Here is a 19,955-nt window from a genome sequence, read left to right as displayed (position 1 = left end):
CTGCACTACATAACGTACGAGAAAGGAGACAACACATGAAGCCAGCCCTCAAATCCACGCTAAAGGCGGTCAGTGCCGGCGCAGTCGCATGCTTTGCATTGAGCGCGTCGGCGGCGACGGTAACGATCGCCACGCTGAACAATCCGGACATGATCGAGCTGAAGAAGCTCTCGCCCGAATTCGAAAAGGCGAATCCGGACATCAAGCTGAACTGGGTGATTCTCGAAGAAAACGTGCTGCGTCAGCGCGCTACCACCGACATCACGACCGGCAGCGGCCAGTTCGACGTGATGACGATCGGCGCATACGAAACGCCGCAATGGGGCAAGCGCGGCTGGCTCACGCCGCTCACGAATCTGCCCGCTGATTACGATCTGAACGACGTCGTGAAGACGGCCCGCGATGGCCTCTCGAGCGGCGGCCAGTTGTACGCGCTGCCGTTCTACGTCGAAAGCTCGATGACGTATTACCGCAAGGACCTGTTCGAGAAGGCCGGCCTGAAGATGCCCGACCAGCCGACTTACGACCAGATCAAGCAGTTCGCCGACAAGCTCACCGACAAAGCCAACGGCGTTTACGGCATCTGCCTGCGCGGCAAGGCGGGCTGGGGCGAGAACATGGCCTACGGCACGACGGTGGTGAACACCTTCGGAGGCCGCTGGTTCGACGAGAAGTGGAACGCGCAGCTCACCTCGCCGGAATGGAAGAAGGCGATGACCTTCTACGTCGATCTGCTGAAGAAGGACGGCCCTCCGGGAGCGAGTTCGAATGGCTTCAACGAGAACCTCACGCTGATGTCCTCTGGCAAGTGCGGCATGTGGATCGACGCCACGGTGGCAGCCGGCATGCTTTACAACAAGCAGCAATCGCAGATCGCCGACAAGGTCGGTTTCGCCGCGGCGCCGGTCGCGGTCACGCCGAAGGGTTCGCATTGGCTGTGGGCCTGGGCGCTGGCGATTCCGAAGTCGTCGAAGCAGGCTGACTCGGCCAAGAAGTTCATCACGTGGGCCACGTCGAAGCAATACATCGAACTGGTCGCGAAGGACGAAGGCTGGGCTTCGGTGCCGCCGGGAACACGTAAATCCACCTACGCGCGCCCTGAGTACAAGCAGGCAGCACCGTTCGGCGACTTCGTGCTGAAGGCAATCGAAACGGCGGATCCGGAGCACCCGACGCTCAAGCCGGTGCCGTACACCGGTGTGCAGTTCGTCGGGATTCCTGAGTTCCAGTCGTTCGGCACCGTGGTCGGTCAGAGCATCTCCGGCGCGATTGCCGGTCAGATGACGATCGATCAGGCGCTGGCGGCCGGCAACGCCACCGCGGATCGCGCGGTGAAGCAGGCCGGCTACCAGAAGTAAGCCACGGTCGTTACGTGGCACGCGCCGGCTGACGCCAGTCAGCCGGCTTACGCGGCACAGCGGGCCTTGCCGCCACACGTGCGCCGCGACATCGCAGGGTGTCGTCGCGGCTTCGGGCGGCGGTCCGCGCATTACCACAGGTGGTCAATCATGCGTCCTCTGCGCCTACCTATCATGCATGCCCATCCCCAGACAGAAAAAGAACGCGAAATCCGCAAAGCCAATTCCGCCCGCTGGCTAGTCACGCCTTCGGTCGCGGTGCTCGTGCTGTGGATGGCGATTCCGCTCGCGATGACGATCTGGTTTTCGTTCTCGCGCTACAACCTGTTGAATCCGGATCTGAAAGGCTTCGCGGGTTTCGACAACTATAAATACCTTGCCAGCGATCCGTCGTTCGGCCCTTCGATCGGCCACACGCTCGAACTGATCATCTCGGTCCTCGTGATCACGGTGGTGGGCGGCGTGCTGATGGCGATCCTGTTTGACCGCAAGTTCTACGGCCAGGGCGTCGCGCGGTTGCTCGCCATTGCGCCATTCTTCGTGATGCCGACCGTGAGCGCGCTGATCTGGAAGAACATGATTCTGCATCCGGTGTATGGCCTGATCGCGCAGGGCATGCGCGCCATGGGCATGACGCCGATCGACTGGTTCGCGGAATATCCGCTGACAGCCGTGATCATGATTGTCGCGTGGCAGTGGTTGCCGTTTGCTTTCCTGATTCTGTTCACGGCGATCCAGTCGCTCGATCAGGAGCAGAAGGAGGCGGCGCGCATCGACGGCGCGGGGCCGTTCTCGATGTTCTTCTATATCACGCTGCCTCACCTGAAACGGGCGATCGCGGTGGTGGTGATGATGGAGACGATTTTCCTGCTGTCGATTTTCGCCGAAATCTATACGACCACGGGCGGCGGTCCGGGCACCGCGACCACCAACCTGTCGTACCTGATCTATTCGCTGGGCCTGCAACAGTTCGACGTGGGTCTCGCGTCGGCGGGCGGCATTCTCGCTGTCGTGCTGGCCAATATCGTGTCGTTCTTCCTCGTGCGGATGCTCGCGAAGAACCTGAAAGGGGAGTACGAAAAATGAGCCAAGTTGCCTCTACCCCGGTGTCGAACCCGACGACTGCCATGACGGTGCCGGCGAAGTCGCCGTTCGCCGCGATCCGCCGCGGCATTCCTGGCGTGATCGCCTGGCTCGTCGCCCTGCTGCTGTTCTTTCCGATCTTCTGGATGACGATCACCGCGTTCAAGACGGAGCAGCAAGCCTATGCGTCGTCGCTGTTTTTCATTCCGACGCTCGACAGCTTCCGCGAGGTGTTCGCGCGCAGCAATTACTTTTCGTTCGCGTGGAATTCGATACTGATCTCCGCAGGCGTGACGATTCTGTGCCTGATTCTCGCCGTGCCGGCCGCGTATGCGATGGCGTTCTTCCCGACCCGCCGCACGCAGAAGGTGCTGCTGTGGATGCTGTCGACCAAGATGATGCCGTCGGTCGGCGTGCTGGTGCCGATCTATCTGCTGTGGAAAAACAGCGGGCTGCTGGATTCGGTGTCGGGTCTCGTGATCGTCTACACGCTGATCAATTTGCCGATCGCAGTGTGGATGTCCTTCACGTACTTCGCTGAAATTCCGCGCGACATTCTCGAAGCCGGACGGATCGACGGCGCCGCGACGTGGCAGGAAATCGTCTATCTGCTGATGCCGATGTCGCTGCCGGGTCTCGCCTCGACGGCGCTGCTGCTCGTGATCCTGTCGTGGAACGAGGCGTTCTGGAGCATCAACCTGTCGAGTTCGAATGCCGCGCCGTTGACCGTGTTCATTGCTTCGTATTCGAGTCCTGAAGGCCTCTTCTGGGCCAAGCTGTCCGCCGCTTCGCTGCTGGCGGTCGCGCCGATCCTGATCGTCGGCTGGCTGTCGCAGAAGCAACTGGTGCGCGGCCTTACCTTCGGGGCGGTCAAATGACGGCAGGCACGAGTGGAAGCACGCTCGCCGGCAATTTCGCGCTGATCTGCGATTGCGACGGCGTGCTGATCGACAGTGAAGCCGTGGCGGCGCGCATGCTGGTGCACGAACTCGAAGCCCGCTGGCCCGACACCGACGTCGAACCGGTCGTGATGCCGCTGCTTGGGCTGCGCATCGAGAAAGTGCTGCAAGGCACCGCGGCGCAGCTCGGCAAGAGCCTCAGTGTCGAGGATATCGATTCGATCCGCCAGGCAGTGGAAGCGGCGGCGATGCAGGCGCCGACGGTCGAAGGCATCGAAGCCGCGCTGGCTCAGGTGCCGCTCACCAAAGGCTGCGCGAGCAACAGCTTTCGCCCGTATGTGGAAACGGTGCTGACGCGCACAGGTCTCGTGAGATTTTTCGGCGACCGCCTGTTCTGCGCCGACGCGGTGCCGAATCCGAAGCCCGCGCCCGACGTTTATCTGGCGGCGGCCAAGGGCCTCGGACTCGCGCCTTCGGCGTGCCTCGTGGTGGAGGACAGCGTCACCGGCGTGACCGCGGCCACGGCGGCGGGCATGACAGTGCTCGGCTTCATCGGCGGCGGTCATGCGAGCGATGCGCAGATCGACAAGCTGCATGCGGCCGGCGCGCGTCACGTCTTCGACGACATGCAGCAGTTGCCGGAACTGGTCGCGCAATGGACGCTGAGTGCAACGGCGGCCGCGCCATAAGCAGCGGCATCGAAAGCGAATCAAATGCAGCCGCCTGAGCGTCGCAAACAACTCAGGCAACCGAAACATCGGACAAGCAACACACAGCATTACACGGAGACACATCATGGCAAGCGTAACTCTGCGCAACATCAGGAAGGCGTACGACGAAAACGAAGTGATGCGCGACATCAACCTCGATATCGCGGACGGCGAGTTCGTCGTGTTCGTGGGCCCGAGCGGTTGCGGTAAATCGACGCTGATGCGGATGATCGCCGGCCTCGAAGATATCAGCGGCGGCGATCTGACCATCGACGGCATGCGTGTGAACGACGTGGCGCCCGCCAAGCGCGGCATCGCGATGGTGTTCCAGTCGTACGCGCTGTATCCGCACATGACGCTATACGACAACATGGCGTTCGGCCTGAAACTCGCCGGCACCAAGAAGCCGGAAATCGACGCGGCAGTGCGCAACGCAGCGAAGATCCTGCACATTGACCATCTGCTCGATCGCAAGCCGAAGCAGTTGTCCGGCGGCCAGCGTCAGCGCGTGGCGATCGGCCGCGCGATTACGCGCAAGCCGAAGGTGTTCCTGTTCGACGAACCGCTGTCGAATCTCGACGCCGCCTTGCGCGTAAAAATGCGCCTCGAATTCGCGCGTCTGCATGACGAACTGAAGACCACGATGATCTACGTGACGCACGATCAGGTCGAGGCCATGACGCTGGCGGACAAGATCGTGGTGCTGTCGGCGGGCAATCTGGAGCAGGTCGGCAGCCCGACCATGCTGTATCACGCGCCGGCCAACCGTTTCGTCGCGGGATTCATCGGTTCGCCGAAGATGAATTTCATGGAAGGCGTGGTGCAATCGGTTACGCACGACGGCGTCACGGTGCGCTACGAGACCGGCGAGACCCAGCGCGTCGCAGTGGAACCGGCCGCGGTGAAGCAGGGCGACAAGGTGACCGTCGGCATTCGCCCCGAGCACCTGCACGTGGGCATGGCCGAAGACGGCATCTCGGCCCGAACCATGGCGATCGAATCGCTCGGTGACGCCGCGTATCTGTACGCGGAATCGAGCGTCGCGCCGGACGGACTGATCGCGCGCATTCCGCCGCTCGAACGTCATACCAAGGGTGAGACGCAAAAACTCGGTGCCACGCCGGAACACTGCCACCTGTTCGACAGCGCGGGGAAAGCATTCCAGCGTAAGATCGTCGAAGTGCTGGCCGCGTAACGATTGGGAAAGCGGCGGGCGCGCCGCTTTCCGTTCAATCACGCTCCGGAAACGTTCATGGCCGCCTACGTTGTCATTACGCGCGAGAAAACGCTCGACCCCGCGAAGCTGGATGAATACAAACAGGTTGCGCCTGCAACCTTCGAGCAACATCCGGTGATGATGCTGGCGAGCCACGGCCGCAAGGAAGTGGTGGAAGGTCCGCCGATCGACGAAATTCTGATCCTCGAATTCGCCAGCTACGACGAAGCGATTGCCTGGTATCGCAGCCCGGAGTATCAGGCCGTCAGCGAGACGCGTCTGCAGGGCGGGGAATACCGGATCATCATCACCGAAGGGCTGACGGCGATGTAGCGCGGCATTGCCGCAGGCCGTCCGCTTACGCCTCGAGCGCGGCTCTCGCGCATGATTCGTCGGTCACGAGGCCCGATAGCCAGCCGCCTTTGAGCACTGCGATTAACGCTTCACGCTTGCGCTGACCGCCAGCGAAGCCGATGGTCGGGCGCTGCGGCGGCGAGTCGAGCGCGATGCTTGTCACGCGCCGGCCGGTCGGCGATTCGACGTGCGCGCCCGCAGCGTCGATAGGCAGTCCGAGCATCTCCGCCACCGCGCCGTTCTGCATCAACTCCTTCACTTCGGCCGACGTAATGAAGCCGTCTTCGTGCAGCGGACATTTCGGCCCAATATTGCCGATGCCGACAAACGCCACATCGGCCTGCGCCGACAACGACTCGACGATCCGATACAAACGGTGATTGCACCACTGCGCGCGCTCCGCTTCACTATCGGCGAGCAGCGGGGCGGGCAGCAGAAAATGCTTGCCGCCCGTCTTCTCCGAAATGTGCAGCGCGACGTCATAGCGGTTCGAGGAGCCGTCCTGGGCGATCGCCCCGACCATCGACACCAGCCGGTGCTGCGGACGGTCCAGTTGCGCGATCTGATCGACGGCGGCCTTCAGCGTGCGGCCGCTGCTTACGGCGACTACCATCGGTTTTTCCTCGCCGAGATAGCGCTCCATCACCTGCGCGCCGGCGACTGCCAGTTTGCGGTCGACTTCCTCGGACGTATCGCTGTCGATCGGCACCACTTCGCACATGCTCAGACCGTAGCGTTTCGACAGTTGATCGGCGAGTGCGAGGCAGTCAGCCAGCTTGTGATCGACGCGCACACGAATCAGATTTTTTTCCACCGCGAAAGCAACGAGCCGTTGCGCGACCGGGCGCGACACCTGCAGCTTCTCAGCGATTTCATTCTGGGTATTGCCGGCAACGTAGTAGAGCCACGCAGCGCGGGTAGCGAGATCTAATTTTTCTGTGGACTTGGGCACGGTGACGGTTCGCTTGAAGTGCGCCGATGATAGCAGCCGGTCTGCGCGCTTCAACCAACCCTGGCGCGGAAACCGGCTGCGGATAGCCGGTCAGGCAAGCGGTTGCCGCGCGGGGTCGAACAGCGGCCGTACGTGGCGGTAAAGCGCGCGATAGGCTTCGAGCCGCGTGCGCAGTTCGGCATGGCGGCGCGGGTTCGGCGTGAACTCCCTGGCGATAGGCGGCTTGGTCAGCACGGTGGCCGGATCGCCACCGGCGGCCAGCCAGCCGAGGCGTGCCGCGCCGAGCGCCGCGCCGGTTTCGCCGCCGCCGTGCTTGCGCGTGGCGGTGTCGAGTGCGTCGGCGAGCAACTGGGCCCAGTAGTCGCTGCGGGCGCCGCCGCCGAGCAGGGACAGCGCCTTCGCTTCGGTGCCGGCCGCGCGCAGCGCGTCGAGGCCGTCGGTGAGCGCGAGCGTGACGCCTTCGAGCACCGCGTAGCCGAGCAATGCGCGATCCGTTGCATGCGTCATGCCGAAAAACACGCCTTGCGCGTACGGGTCGTTGTGCGGCGTACGTTCGCCTGACAGATAGGGCAGGAAGAGCGGTGCGGTGTTCAACGCGTCTGCGGGCAGCGCCTCGATTTCGGCGAGTAGAGTCGGCTCGTCGGTGGAGGTGAGCTTGCAGACCCAGCGCAGGCAACTCGCGGCGGAGAGCACCACGCTCATCTGATGCCAGCGATCCGGAATCGCGTGACAGAACGCGTGCACGGCGGAAGCCGGATTCGGCCGGAAGCTGTCGCCGACCACGCACAGCACGCCCGACGTGCCGAGCGAGACGAAGCCGTCGCCGGGTTGCGTCGCGCCGATGCCGATCGCGCTGGTGGCGTTGTCGCCGCCGCCGGCCGCGACGATCACGCCGTCGCTCAGGCCGAATTCACGCGCGACCGAGGGCAGCAGCGTGCCGGACGGCTCGCTGCCTTCGGCGAGGCTCGGCATTTGCGCGCGCGTCATGTTGCAGGCCGCGAGCAGCGAGTCTGACCAGTCGCGTTTGGCGACATCGAGCCACAGCGTGCCGGCCGCATCGGACGGATCGGACACCTTGCCGCCGGTCAGTTGCAGGCGCAAGTAATCCTTCGGCAGTAACACGCAGGCGGTCTGCGCAAAAATCTCGGGCTCGTGACGCGCGACCCACAGCAGCTTCGGCGCGGTGAAACCGGGCATGGCGAGATTGCCGGCCACGCTGTGCAACTCCGGCGCGCGCTCGGTCAGCTCCGCGCACTCCTTGTCGCTGCGCATGTCGTTCCACAGGATCGCGGGACGCAGCACGCGGTCCTGCGCATCCAGCAGCACGGCGCCGTGCATCTGGCCCGACAGGCCGATGCCGCGAATCTGCGCGAACTCGTCGGGATACTTCGCGCGCAATGCTGCAAGCGCGGTGCGCGTGCCGGCCCACCAATCTTCGGGATTCTGCTCGGCCCAGCGCTGATGCGGACGCGAAACGGTAAACGGTGAGCCTGCGGTGCCGATCACGCGTCCGTCGGAGGCGAGCAGCAGGACTTTCACTTCGGACGTGCCGAGGTCGATGCCGAGATACATGGGCGCGGAACCTTCGTCGTTGGAGATGCTCTACTTTAGCCGCACATGGCGCGCGGTGCCATGCGCATTAAGCCTGGCTAAGCCTGGCTTGGCGTGGCACCCGCGCGCTTCGATGCCGCGCGGTGCGCGGCGCTTCTGAATCATCAAGTCAGGCGTTCAAACCGCGCCGCGTTTGGCGAGCCATACGTCGACGCGCGCCAGGGCGCCTTCCAGCGCCGATTCCAGCTCCGGCGTTTGCGCCATGCCGCCCCACAGCAGCCGGTCGGCGGCGAACGCTTTCAATGGATCGGGCGCCTCGAAGAAGGCCCGCGCGACGCGCTCATCCATCACGCCGTCCTGGTACGCGTAGGGCAACTCGCCCGCGTTCCAGCGATCGAGAAAACGGAAGAACAGCGCCGGCAGCATGGCCGTCGCCGCGGGCGTGACGCCGCGCTCGAAGCACTCCGACAACGTCGGCGCGATGAAGCCCGGCAGCTTTGAAAAGCCGTCTGCCGCGACGCGCTGGTTCGTGTCCTGGATATACGGATTGCTGAAGCGTTCGAGCACGACATCGCGATAGCGTTCGAGATCGAGCGGACTCGGTGTGAGGCACGGAATCACGTCTTCGGTCACGTATTCGTAGGCGAATTTGTTGATGTCCGCGTCGAGCGTGCCTTCGTGAATGTAGTTCAGCCCGACCAGCGTACCCGCCCACGCGATGCAGCTATGCGTCGCGTTGAGAATGCGGATCTTCGCCTCTTCATACGGCATCACCGAGTCGACCAGTTCCGCGCCGACCTTTTCCCATGCCGGCCGTCCCGCGATGAAGTTGTCTTCGATCACCCATTGGATGAAGGCTTCGCCCATCACCGGAGCGGCGTCGTCGACACCGGTCGCCGCCTTGACGCGTTCACGCACGTCCGGCGTGGGGCGCGGCGTGATGCGGTCGACCATCGAGCTTGGACTGGCGGTGTTGTCGTCGAACCATTGCGCCAGTTCGATCGCGCCGCGCCGTTCGAGAAACTCGCTCATGCCGGCATGGAAGCGCTCGCCGTTGCTGCGCAGGTTGTCGCACGTCTGCAGCGTGACGGGGCCCGCGCCGCCTTTCATGCGCGCGTCGAGAATCGCGGCCAGCGCGCCGTAGATGGTGGTGTGGCCGCCTTTGAGGTCGGCCGCGAGATCGGGGTTGGCGGTGTCGAGCTCGTCCTGCTCGTCGAGGTAATAGCCGCCTTCGGTGACCGTGAACGCAATGATCTTGCAGGCCGGATCGGCGCCTGCTTCGATCAGCGCGTCGAGGCTTTCGGTCCACGGTACGACGCGCTCGATCGAGCGAATCGTCTCGTACGCGCGCTCGCCTTGGGGCGTGACGGTCTCGAGCGTATAGACGCCGTTTTGCGCGGCGAGCGCTTCGAGCACCGCGTTCATATCGCTGCGGATATTGCCGACCGTGAGCGACCAGTGCGGCTCGCCAGGCACCTTGGCCTCGTTCAACCGATGGAGATACCACGCCTGATGCGCGCGATGAAACGATCCCGCCCCGATGTGGAGGATCACGTGTGCGGCCGCGCCGCTGTCTTGCCCGCTGTTCATGTGCGTCTCCTGAATGTCCTTGCTCGCACCGCTCGTAGCGTGCGTTTCTTCTCTAGGTGGAGCATTTGCTCTGTATGTGAGCGAATGATCGTACCCGGCGAAACGAAAGTCAAGGCGACCGGATGCGGTTTTTTGTGGCGCAGCGCCGCGCCGCAGGGCTTTTCGGCGTGACTTGCGATGCGCCGCGGCGTGGTGGCGGCGAGTTGCGGCGCGTATTGCATTGCATCAAATTTGACATTGAGCGGGCCAGGACTAACCCGAATGCAAAAAAGTATTGGTCCGCGGTCTCATTTTTAGTGGTGGATCACGCGCGAGAAGACTACTTTTGCTATACAAGACGAAAGACCAGCGGCGCCTCAAGTGGCCGCTTCATGGAGACAGACAGTGCAACCCGATCTCGAACTCGTGGCCGTACGTCGTGACGAATCGTTCAAAGTATGGTCGCACGGCTATCCGTACCGTACGGTGCGCTGGCACTTTCATCCGGAATACGAAATTCATCTGATCGTGGCGACGACCGGCAAGATGTTCGTCGGCGACCACATCAGCAGCTACACGCCTGGCAACCTCGTGTTGATGGGGCCGAACCTGCCGCATAACTGGGTAAGCGACGTGCCGGAAGGCGAGACGATTGCACAGCGCAATCTGGTCGTGCAGTTCGGGCAGGAGTTCGTATCGAGCTGCATCGACAGTTTTCCGGAGTGGCGGCAGGTCGAAGCGCTGCTTGCCGATTCGCGCCGCGGCATCTCGTTCGGCGCGCAAACGAGCGCGGCGATCCAGCCGTTATTCCTCGAATTGCTGGCGGCGCGCGGACTGCGCCGTCTGGTTCTGTTCATGTCGATGCTCGAAATTTTGATGAACGCCGAGGACCGCGAGAAGCTTGCGAGCCCCGCTTATCAGGCCGACCCGACCAGTTTCGCGTCGACGCGCATCAATCACGTGCTCTCGTATATCGGCAAAAACCTCGCAAACGAATTGCGCGAGTCGGACCTGGCGCAGCTTGCGGGCCAGAGCGTCAGCGCGTTCTCGCGATATTTCCGCCGCCATACGGGCTTGCCGTTCGTGCAGTACGTAAACCGCATGCGCATCAACCTCGCGTGCCAACTGCTTACCGACGACGATCTGAGCGTCACCGATATCTGTTTCAAGGCGGGCTTTAACAATCTGTCGAATTTCAACCGGCAGTTTCTCGCGGTGAAGGGCATGGCGCCTTCAAAATTCCGCCACTATCAGCAACTGAACGACGCGAGCCGCGACGCCTCCGAAGAAGCCGCGGCACGCGGTGTAGGCATCGACGACGCGCCCGCCATCGTGCTCGCGCCAGGTTCGCCGCGCAGGGCCGCCGCCGCTTATCCACCGACGTAGTCCCAGGCCCAGGCTTCCCGCCAAAGCGTTTTACTTCACCTGCGTTTCAACACGTATCGCGCTGCCTCACGGCAGCGTGAGGGACGTGCTCACTTTTAATAATGGAGACAACCATGACGCAATCCCTTTCGAAACCGACTTCGTTGAAGACTTTCGCACGCAGCACGGCGGCACTGGCGACGCTCGCCTTCGGCCTGTCGTTGATCGCCGCGCCGGCCGCGCAGGCCGCGCCGCTGAAAATCGGCATGACGTTTCAGGAGCTGAACAATCCGTACTTCGTGACGATGCAAAAAGCGCTGAACGATGCGGCGGCTTCGATCGGCGCGACGGTGGTCGTCACGGACGCACACCACGATGTCAGCAAGCAGGTCAGCGACGTGGAAGACATGTTGCAGAAGAAGATCGACATCCTGCTCGTGAATCCGACTGACTCGACCGGCATCCAGTCGGCGGTGACTTCGGCAAAGAAGGCGGGCGTGGTGGTGGTCGCCGTGGATGCGAACGCCAACGGCCCGGTCGATTCGTTCGTCGGCTCAAAGAACTACGACGCCGGCGAAATGGCTTGCGAGTATCTGGCGAAGTCGATTGGCGGCAGCGGCGAAGTGGCGATTCTCGACGGCATTCCAGTCGTGCCGATTCTCGAACGCGTGCGCGGCTGCAAGGCGGCGCTCGCGAAAGCGCCGGGCGTGAAGCTCGTGGATACGCAGAACGGCAAGCAGGAACGCGCCACCGCGCTGTCCGTCACCGAGAACATGATTCAGGCACATCCGAACCTGAAGGGCGTGTTCAGCGTGAACGACGGCGGCTCGATGGGCGCGCTCTCGGCGATCGAATCGTCGGGCAAGGACATCAAGCTGACCAGCGTCGACGGCGCGCCGGAAGCGATCGCCGCGATCCAGAAACCGAACTCGAAGTTCGTCGAAACGTCCGCGCAATTCCCGGCTGACCAGGTGCGCATTGCACTCGGCATCGCGCTCGCGAAGAAGTGGGGCGCCAATGTGCCGAAGACCATTCCGGTCGACGTAAAGATGATCGACAAGAGCAATGCCAAGGGCTTCAGCTGGTAAGCCGAATGTCCGTTGCCGCGCCGAGCGGCAAGCGCGGCAACGGACAGCAGAGGAGGACCCGATGGACACGATACTCAAGCTCGACAACATCACCAAAAGTTTTCCCGGCGTGAAGGCGTTGCAAGGCATTCACCTGGAAATCGCGCGCGGCGAGATTCACGCTTTGCTCGGCGAAAACGGCGCGGGTAAATCGACGCTGATGAAAATCCTGTGCGGCATTTATCAGCCCGATGAAGGCACGATCACGATCGAAGGCGAGGCGCGTCATTTCGCCAACTATCACGATGCGGTGGCTGCCGGCGTCGGTATCGTGTTTCAGGAGTTCAGCCTGATTCCGTATCTGAACGCCGTGGAGAACATGTTTCTCGGCCGCGAACTGAAGAGCGGTTTGGGCTTGCTCGAACGCGGCAAGATGCGGCGCGGGGCGGCGGCGATTTTCCAGCGGCTCGGCGTGACGATCGATCTGTCGGTGCCGATTCGCGAACTCTCGGTGGCGCAACAGCAGTTCGTCGAGATTGGCAAGGCGCTTTCGCTGGAGGCGCGCATTCTGATTCTGGACGAGCCCACCGCCACGCTCACGCCCGCCGAAGCCGAGCATCTGTTCGCCATCATGCGGGAGCTGAAACAGCAGGGCGTCGCGATGATTTTCATCTCGCATCACCTCGAAGAGATTTTCGAAGTGTGCGACCGCATTACCGTGCTGCGCGATGGCCAGTACGTCGGCATGACGGAGGTCGCGCAATCCGACGTGGGACATCTCGTGGAAATGATGGTGGGGCGCCGCATCGAAAACAGCTTTCCGCCGAAGCCGCCGCTGCGTGCCGATGCGAAGCTCGTGCTCGAAGTCGACAAACTGCAGTTGCTCAAGGACAGCCCGGTTTTGAGCTTTACGCTGCGTGAAGGCGAGATTCTCGGCTTCGCGGGACTGGTCGGCTCGGGGCGCACGGAAACCGCGCTCGCCGCGATCGGCGCGGACCCGGCTTACGTGAAGGAGATTCGCATCAACGGTACGGCGGCAAAGCTGTCCGATCCCGCCGATGCGTTGCGCGCCGGCGTCGGCATTCTGCCGGAGAGCCGCAAGACCGAAGGCCTGATCACCGACTTCTCGATCAAGCAGAACATCTCGATCAACAACCTCGGCAAGTATCGCTCGATGCGCTTCTTCATCGACCAGCGCAGCGAAGCGCGCGCGACCGCCGACATCATGAAGCGCGTGGGCGTCAAAGCACCGAGCATGCATACCGAGGTCGCGACGCTCTCCGGGGGCAATCAGCAGAAAGTGGTAATCGCGCGCTGGCTGAATCATCACACCAACATCCTGATCTTCGACGAACCGACGCGCGGCATCGACGTCGGCGCCAAAGCCGAAATCTATCTGCTGATGCGCGAACTCACCGCGCGGGGCTACTCGATCATCATGATCTCGTCCGAACTGCCGGAGATCGTCGGCATGTGCGACCGCGTCGCCGTGTTCCGGCAGGGCCGCATCGAAGCGATGCTCGAAGGCGACGCGATCGACTCGAACGCCGTGATGACCTATGCAACTGCCGGCTCTCGTGGAGCAACACATGAACACGCCTAATCCTTCTTCTTCACCCAAGACATCCACTGTCAGCAGCGATACGCCGGGAGCGCCGGTGCGTTTCACGTGGGCCGCCCTGAAACGCTCGACGCTGTTCTATCCGTTCATCGGCTTGCTCGTGGTGTGCATCGTGATGGTGTTCGCGAGCGACAGCTTCCTCTCCGGAGCGAACATCGAGAACGTGCTGCGCCAGGTATCGATCAACGCGATCATCGCCGTGGGGATGACGTGCGTGATCCTGACCGGCGGCATCGATCTCTCAGTGGGTTCGGTCATGGCGCTGGCGGGCACGCTCGCCGCCGGGCTGATGGTGGCCGGTATGAACGCAGTGGCCGCGCTTGCGATCGGTGTCGCGGTGGGATTGGGCTTTGGCGCGGCGAACGGTTTCTTCGTAGCGTTCGCCGGCATGCCGCCGATCATCGTCACGCTCGCGACGATGGGCATTGCGCGTGGCCTCGCGTTGATCTACACGGGCGGCTATCCGATCGACGGCTTGCCCGATTGGGTCAGTTTCTTCGGCAGCGGCAAGATTCTCGGCGTGCAGGCGCCGGTTGTGATCATGGCTGTGATCTACGTGATCGCGTGGGTACTGCTGGAGCGCATGCCGTTCGGCCGCTATGTCTATGCGATCGGCGGTAACGAACAGGCGACGCGTCTGTCCGGCGTGCGTGTGGCGCGCGTGAAGCTGATCGTCTACACGATTGCGGGTTTGACGTCCGCCTTCGCCGCCATTGTTCTGACCGCGCGTTTGATGAGCGGCCAGCCGAACGCCGGCGTCGGCTTCGAACTCGACGCCATTGCCGCCGTGGTGATGGGCGGCACGTCGATCTCCGGCGGGCGAGGCTCCATTATCGGCACGCTGATCGGCGCGTTGCTGCTCGGCGTGCTGAATAACGGCCTGAACATGGTCGGCGTGAATCCTTATGTGCAGAACGTGATCAAGGGCGGAATCATTTTGCTCGCGATTTACATCAGCCGCGACCGCAGAAAGTAACTCTTCAACGACTTCCACTTTTAAGCAGGACCATGCGATGACGACTCAATCCACAGACCACGACCAGCAGAACATGACAGCTATCGTCTGTCATGCACCGAAAGACTATCGCGTCGAACAGGTGTCGAAGCCTCGCGCGGGCGCGCACGAACTGGTGATCCGCATTGCCGCGTGTGGTATTTGCGCGAGCGACTGCAAATGTCATTCCGGCGCGAAGATGTTTTGGGGCGGCCCAAGTCCCTGGGTCAAGGCGCCGGTGATTCCGGGCCATGAGTTCTTCGGTTTCGTGGAAGAAATCGGTGAGGGCGCGGCCGATCACTTCGGCGTGAAAATGGGCGACCGCGTGATCGCCGAGCAGATCGTGCCGTGCGGCAAATGCCGCTATTGCAAATCAGGTCAGTACTGGATGTGCGAGGTGCACAACATCTTCGGCTTCCAGCGGGAAGTCGCCGATGGCGGCATGGCCGAATACATGCGTATTCCGCCGACGGCGATTGTTCACAAGATTCCCGACGGCATTTCGCTGGAAGACGCCGCGATCATCGAACCGCTCGCCTGCGCGATCCACACGGTCAACCGCGGAGAAGTGCAACTCGACGACGTGGTGGTGATCGCCGGGGCCGGCCCGCTTGGTCTGATGATGACGCAAGTGGCGCATCTGAAAACACCGAAGAAACTGGTGGTGATCGATCTGGTCGAAGAGCGCCTCGCACTCGCCCGCGAATACGGCGCCGACGTGACGATCAACCCGAAACAGGACGATGCGCTGGCGATTATCCACTCGCTCACGGACGGTTACGGCTGCGATGTGTATATTGAAACCACCGGCGCGCCGATCGGCGTGAATCAGGGCATGGACCTGATTCGCAAGCTTGGGCGGTTCGTCGAGTTTTCGGTGTTCGGCGCGGATACGACGCTGGACTGGTCCGTGATCGGCGATCGGAAAGAACTCGACGTGCGCGGCGCGCACCTCGGCCCGTACTGTTATCCGATCGCGATCGATCTGCTGGCGCGCGGGCTGGTTACATCGAAAGGCATTGTCACGCACGGCTTTTCGCTGGAAGAATGGGACGAGGCGATCAAGATCGCCAACTCGCTCGATTCGATCAAGGTGTTGCTGAAGCCGCGCGCCTGAGCGTCGAACCCGGTCGGAGTACGAGCGGCATATAAACGGAGACTGTATGGACTACGTCATCGGCGTCGATATCGGCACGCAGAGCACCAAGGCGCTGCTGGTCGATCAGCACGGCGCGATCGTCGCGCAGCATGCGTCGAGCTATCAGCCGGATACGCCCAAGCCGCTGTGGGCGGAACAATGGCCTGCGGTCTGGTTGAAGGCGGTGGTGGAGTGCATCGCCGCGTGCGTGGCTAAAGCGAAGCAGGCGGGCGTCGCGGCGAAGTCGATCAAAGCCGTGTGCGTGAGCAGCCTGTATGGCGGCTCCGGCATTCCGGTGGATAGCGAGATGCGGCCGCTTTATCCTTGTCTGATCTGGATGGATCGGCGCGCCACCGAGCAGGTCGAATGGGTGCGCAATAACGTCGACCTCGAACGGCTCTACACGATCACGGGCAACGGCGTGGATAGTTACTACGGCTACACGAAGATGCTGTGGCTGCGCGATCACGAGCCGGACGTGTGGTCGCATACGCGCTACTTCCTGCCGCCGAATGCGTACGTGATCTACATGCTGACTGGCGAGGTGGCGGTCGATCATAGTTCGGCGGGCAATATCGGCGGCATCTACGACATTGGCAAACGCGACTGGTCCGACGAAGCGCTCGACATGCTCGGCATTCCCGCGACGATGATGCCGGAGCGGCTGGTCGAATCGTCGGAGGTGGTGGGCGGCTTGCTGTCGCAGTGGGTCGAGCAGTTAGGCCTCGAAGCGGGCACGGCGATCGTCGCGGGCGGCGTGGACGCGGCGATGGCGACATTCGCGGCCGGCGTCACGCGCGCCGGCCAGCATGTCGCGATGATCGGCACCAGCATGTGCTGGGGCTACATCAACCAGAGCGTCGACGCGCGGCATGGGTTGATCAGCATGCCGCATGTGTTCGACGGGCAACGCGATATTTATGTGTTCGGCGGGGCGATTACCGCGGGCGCGTCGGTGAGCTGGTATCGCGAGCAGTTCTGTCACGCGGAGATCGAGGCCGCGCGTGCGACGCCGCATGGCGATCCGCATCGCTTGCTGGAAGAGTCGGCAGAGAAAGTGCCAGCTGGTTCGGATGGCGTGATGTTCCTGCCGTATCTGATGGGCGAGCGCAGCCCGGTGTGGGATGCCAAGGCGAGCGGAGCGTTTATCGGACTGAGCCTGTTTCATACGCGGGTTCATTTGTACCGCGCCGTGCTGGAAGGCGTCACGTTTGCGCTGAAGCACAACATCGAGGCGGGGCGCAAAGGCGCGCAGTCACTGGATGACAAACTGATCGTGGTGGGCGGCGCCGCGCATTCGGATTTGTGGATGCAGATTATCGCGGACGTTACCGGGTATCCGGTCTATACCATCGAGCAGGACGTGGAGGCGGCGATGGGGGCGGCGTTGCTGGCGGGCGTCGGTGTCGGGCTGGTGTCGCGTGAAGAGGCGCGGCGCGGATGGGTCACGCTGGTTGAACGCGCGGAGCCGAACGCACAACGAATGGCGTTATACGAGCAACGCTTCGGCGTTTATACGGATTTGTATCCGGCGTTGAAGCCGATCATGCATCGGTTGCAGACATCATGAATGCTACTTTTGATTTCTCTGGCAAGTCGGTACTGGTTACCGGGGCTTCGAGCGGGATCGGGCGTGCGACGGTTGAGGCGTTGTGCGCGTCGGGCGCGAATGTGGTGGCTGCCGCGCGCAATGTGAAGGAGCTTGCGCGGTTGGCGGAGGAAACGGGTTGCGAGCCGTTGACGCTCGATGTGAGCGATGAGGCGGCTATCGATGATGCGTTTGGTTCGCTCGATACGTTCGATGGGCTCGTGAATTGTGCCGGGATTGCGTTGCTCGAGCGTGCTGTCGATACGACGGGTGAGAGTTTCGATCGTGTGATGGCGGTGAATGCGCGGGGCGCGGTGCTGGTGGCCAAGCATGTGGCACGAGGGATGATCGATGCTCAGCGCGGTGGCAGTATCGTTAATGTTTCCAGTCAGGCTGCGCTGGTGGCGTTGGATGATCATTTGAGTTATTCGGCCTCCAAGGCTGCGCTTGATGCTGTTACCAGGGCTTTGTGTGTTGAGTTGGGGCCGTTCGGGATTCGGGTTAATAGTGTGAATCCTACGGTTACGTTGACGCCTATGGCGGTGCTGGCTTGGAGTGATCCGGTTAAGCGGGATCCGGCGCTTAAGGCTATTCCGTTGCAGCGGTTTGCTGAGTCTGCTGAGGTTGCTGCGACTATTTTGTTCTTGTTGAGTGGTGCTGCTTCTATGATTAGCGGGGTTTGTTTGGCTGTTGATGGGGGGTATACCGCTAGGTGAGTTCTTTTGATCGTGCGGTATTTGTTGGGGAGCACTTGGGGGGAATTTGTGGGCCGGCCGTGCGCAAGCGGGGGGCATTGGATTCATCCTGTTGGTGCATTCCGCTCGATACTCGGTTAGCCGGCCAATCACGGTCGGCCTGATTCAGGGTCAACGACTCAATCGAGCATCCAGCTATCGTCGCCTTCGATCAGTGTGCCGCCGTGGCTAGTCATATCGCCCTTGCGGGCGACACCCGCGCCGCCGAACGTGGAGGCCGAGCCAGTAACGATGACCGCGCCGCAGCTTGTTTGATCGCCTATCCGGGCGACAGCACGGCCGTTGACCGTCAGGCCACTTGCACCGCTGATGACAGTGCCGAACCCGTGCATAGGGCAGGAATGAAGATGACCTACGAGAGCGATGGGGCGCATAAAAACCTATATGAGATACCTGCAATGGATCAACGGCAAATAATTTTCTGAAAAACCGGGTATCTCGCAATTCGCCATTTGTCTCCAATATTTTCTGAAATATATGAGAAATGAGTGCGATACCGTTTCCCATCGAAACGGTAGATGGCGATATTGCTGCTCCCCATGTCTCCTCGGGCTTCGGTTTTGAGATCAGGAAGTCCGTTACACCAATGTCGTTTTTGATCGAAGGGACCGTCGTCAACGTGTAAAAGCTGGGTGGCGGTCGATTTTGACGACAATCTGAATATCCAGGACGGGGAATTTACCTGAGTGGACTCCATATCAATATTGCAATCCGCAAAAAGTAAGTTTTCGTGCCTGTTAGCACATATGCTTACCGATATGCCGCTTGCGCCGCATTGATCCTTGATGTTTTTTATAATTGCACGCGAGTTCCGAATCAGACCAGCGGCCGTATTGATATCAATCGCTTTCTTTATTTTGCATGTGTCACCTCCTGTATTTTCCAGCGAAGGCTTGGAATTTCGATATACTGGTTCGAGTTTTACTATTATCTTTTGTAGAGTTGTCTTCAAGCAAGTCCTGTTTTTGCAAGATGCCAGTTTAGCATTCTGTGTCTGGACCGCTCGAAATAACGATTCTGGATCGTCTGAAGCAGCAATTGACGCGTACTGCAAGAAACTCGCCTTGAAAATCAAAGGGGGAATCCGAACGTCTGTGCAGGTTCCCTTCGGATATCGTTCGCGGGCTTCCCGCACCATGCGCTGAACCTCAATGTCGCTTTCGACGGAAACGTCGTAACACGGCGAAAGTAGAATCTGCGTAGATACATACGCCGGAGAGAACTGACTTAGAGATGGAATATCCAAATCGCCTGCCGCTCTAACGCCAGGCAGCCAGCCGATGAAAATAATAGCCACCGAAATTTTAATAGAGAGGATCACCAAAGGGATTCTATTGTCAAGCGAAAATAATGGCGATGATCTTGAAAAATAACGCGACACTAGAAACTTCATATATATTGTCTGTTCGCGAGCTAATCTTCGTTGAATTGGATGGTTTTTATCATTTCCAACAGAATATTGTAGCTTAACCCACTGTCGAGATCAAAATCCTCTGCATTTCGTGTGACGCAATACTGTTGCATCGTCGCGCTTGACTTCGAATTTCCTATCACAATGCGAATGCACCGATTAACGGAAGAATATCGCTGACAATATTCAGGTGCCGTGATTTTTCTGTTGGAGTTTTTGTAGATGTCCTCTACCAACCACCCCCTCCAATTCCGACCATTAAGTTTGATAGAGGTTGCGCTTGTTGCGACAGCGCACGCGGATGGGACTATTTTTCTAGTATGT

General features: G+C 61.1%; 18 protein-coding genes. 13 read left to right on the top strand and 5 right to left on the bottom strand.

Annotated elements, in window-relative coordinates:
* The first annotated feature begins 35 nt into the window (after positions 1 to 35).
* The 6 genes from B0G81_RS21985 to B0G81_RS21960 all read left to right on the top strand — a co-directional run bounded on the left by B0G81_RS21985 (position 36) and on the right by B0G81_RS21960 (position 5,599).
* On the top strand, positions 36 to 1,358 hold the full coding sequence (locus tag B0G81_RS21985; protein ID WP_106284109.1) for a sugar ABC transporter substrate-binding protein: 1,323 nt from the start codon (positions 36 to 38) through the stop codon (positions 1,356 to 1,358).
* Between the two features lie 150 nt (positions 1,359 to 1,508).
* Positions 1,509 to 2,444: a sugar ABC transporter permease gene (locus B0G81_RS21980; protein ID WP_106284110.1), complete on the top strand. Its 936-nt coding sequence runs from the start codon at positions 1,509 to 1,511 to the stop codon at positions 2,442 to 2,444.
* A gap of 41 nt (positions 2,445 to 2,485) precedes the next feature.
* Positions 2,486 to 3,319 carry a carbohydrate ABC transporter permease gene (locus B0G81_RS21975; RefSeq protein WP_085966707.1) on the top strand — a complete coding sequence of 278 codons (834 nt, stop codon included), beginning with the start codon at positions 2,486 to 2,488 and terminating at the stop codon, positions 3,317 to 3,319.
* Complete coding sequence (locus B0G81_RS21970; protein WP_116118203.1) at positions 3,316 to 4,029, top strand: HAD family phosphatase; 714 nt, start codon at positions 3,316 to 3,318, stop codon at positions 4,027 to 4,029. The genes B0G81_RS21975 and B0G81_RS21970 overlap by 4 nt, the downstream gene beginning before the upstream one ends.
* A gap of 106 nt (positions 4,030 to 4,135) precedes the next feature.
* Positions 4,136 to 5,245, top strand: coding sequence for a sn-glycerol-3-phosphate ABC transporter ATP-binding protein UgpC (gene ugpC, locus B0G81_RS21965; RefSeq protein ID WP_116118202.1), 1,110 nt, complete (start codon positions 4,136 to 4,138; stop codon positions 5,243 to 5,245).
* Positions 5,246 to 5,302: 57 nt separating this feature from the next.
* On the top strand, positions 5,303 to 5,599 hold the full coding sequence (locus tag B0G81_RS21960) for a DUF1330 domain-containing protein (RefSeq protein ID WP_106284114.1): 297 nt from the start codon (positions 5,303 to 5,305) through the stop codon (positions 5,597 to 5,599).
* A gap of 25 nt (positions 5,600 to 5,624) precedes the next feature.
* Here the strand turns inward: B0G81_RS21960 and B0G81_RS21955 are convergent, their stop codons facing one another.
* From B0G81_RS21955 to dalD, 3 genes are all read right to left on the bottom strand, one after another.
* Positions 5,625 to 6,572, bottom strand: a complete 948-nt coding sequence (locus B0G81_RS21955) for a sugar-binding transcriptional regulator (protein WP_134138329.1) — start codon at positions 6,570 to 6,572, stop codon at positions 5,625 to 5,627.
* A 90-nt stretch (positions 6,573 to 6,662) separates the two neighbouring features.
* Positions 6,663 to 8,144 carry a xylulokinase gene (gene xylB, locus B0G81_RS21950; protein WP_134138328.1) on the bottom strand — a complete coding sequence of 494 codons (1,482 nt, stop codon included), beginning with the start codon at positions 8,142 to 8,144 and terminating at the stop codon, positions 6,663 to 6,665.
* 156 nt (positions 8,145 to 8,300) lie between these two features.
* Positions 8,301 to 9,713, bottom strand: a complete 1,413-nt coding sequence (gene dalD / locus B0G81_RS21945) for a D-arabinitol 4-dehydrogenase (RefSeq protein WP_116118200.1) — start codon at positions 9,711 to 9,713, stop codon at positions 8,301 to 8,303.
* A 384-nt stretch (positions 9,714 to 10,097) separates the two neighbouring features.
* On the opposite strand from dalD, the gene B0G81_RS21940 reads away from it, so the two are divergent.
* From B0G81_RS21940 to B0G81_RS21910, 7 genes are all read left to right on the top strand, one after another.
* Positions 10,098 to 11,078 carry an AraC family transcriptional regulator gene (locus B0G81_RS21940; protein ID WP_134138327.1) on the top strand — a complete coding sequence of 327 codons (981 nt, stop codon included), beginning with the start codon at positions 10,098 to 10,100 and terminating at the stop codon, positions 11,076 to 11,078.
* 113 nt (positions 11,079 to 11,191) lie between these two features.
* On the top strand, positions 11,192 to 12,145 hold the full coding sequence (locus B0G81_RS21935) for an ABC transporter substrate-binding protein (RefSeq protein WP_116118198.1): 954 nt from the start codon (positions 11,192 to 11,194) through the stop codon (positions 12,143 to 12,145).
* 61 nt (positions 12,146 to 12,206) lie between these two features.
* Entirely contained in the window at positions 12,207 to 13,727 is a 1,521-nt protein-coding gene (locus B0G81_RS21930; protein WP_134138326.1) for a sugar ABC transporter ATP-binding protein, read from the top strand.
* Positions 13,714 to 14,721: an ABC transporter permease gene (locus tag B0G81_RS21925; protein ID WP_116139307.1), complete on the top strand. Its 1,008-nt coding sequence runs from the start codon at positions 13,714 to 13,716 to the stop codon at positions 14,719 to 14,721. The genes B0G81_RS21930 and B0G81_RS21925 overlap by 14 nt, the downstream gene beginning before the upstream one ends.
* Positions 14,722 to 14,758: 37 nt before the next feature.
* A complete protein-coding gene (locus B0G81_RS21920; RefSeq protein ID WP_106284122.1) occupies positions 14,759 to 15,856 on the top strand; it encodes an alcohol dehydrogenase catalytic domain-containing protein in 1,098 nt (365 codons plus the stop codon).
* 46 nt (positions 15,857 to 15,902) lie between these two features.
* Positions 15,903 to 17,447 carry an FGGY-family carbohydrate kinase gene (locus B0G81_RS21915; protein WP_134138325.1) on the top strand — a complete coding sequence of 515 codons (1,545 nt, stop codon included), beginning with the start codon at positions 15,903 to 15,905 and terminating at the stop codon, positions 17,445 to 17,447.
* Complete coding sequence (locus B0G81_RS21910; protein WP_134138324.1) at positions 17,444 to 18,181, top strand: SDR family oxidoreductase; 738 nt, start codon at positions 17,444 to 17,446, stop codon at positions 18,179 to 18,181. The genes B0G81_RS21915 and B0G81_RS21910 overlap by 4 nt, the downstream gene beginning before the upstream one ends.
* Positions 18,182 to 18,339: 158 nt before the next feature.
* Here the strand turns inward: B0G81_RS21910 and B0G81_RS21905 are convergent, their stop codons facing one another.
* Positions 18,340 to 18,594: a PAAR domain-containing protein gene (locus tag B0G81_RS21905; RefSeq protein WP_134138323.1), complete on the bottom strand. Its 255-nt coding sequence runs from the start codon at positions 18,592 to 18,594 to the stop codon at positions 18,340 to 18,342.
* Positions 18,595 to 18,623: 29 nt separating this feature from the next.
* Positions 18,624 to 19,613, bottom strand: a complete 990-nt coding sequence (locus tag B0G81_RS21900; protein ID WP_134138322.1) for a hypothetical protein — start codon at positions 19,611 to 19,613, stop codon at positions 18,624 to 18,626.
* Between the last annotated feature and the right edge of the window lie 342 nt (positions 19,614 to 19,955).

The organism is Paraburkholderia sp. BL6665CI2N2 (genome assembly GCF_004366535.1).
Taxonomy (GTDB): Bacteria; Pseudomonadota; Gammaproteobacteria; order Burkholderiales; family Burkholderiaceae; genus Paraburkholderia.
Note: the sequence above shows the minus strand (reverse complement) of the source record. Positions and strands in the feature narration are given on the sequence as shown.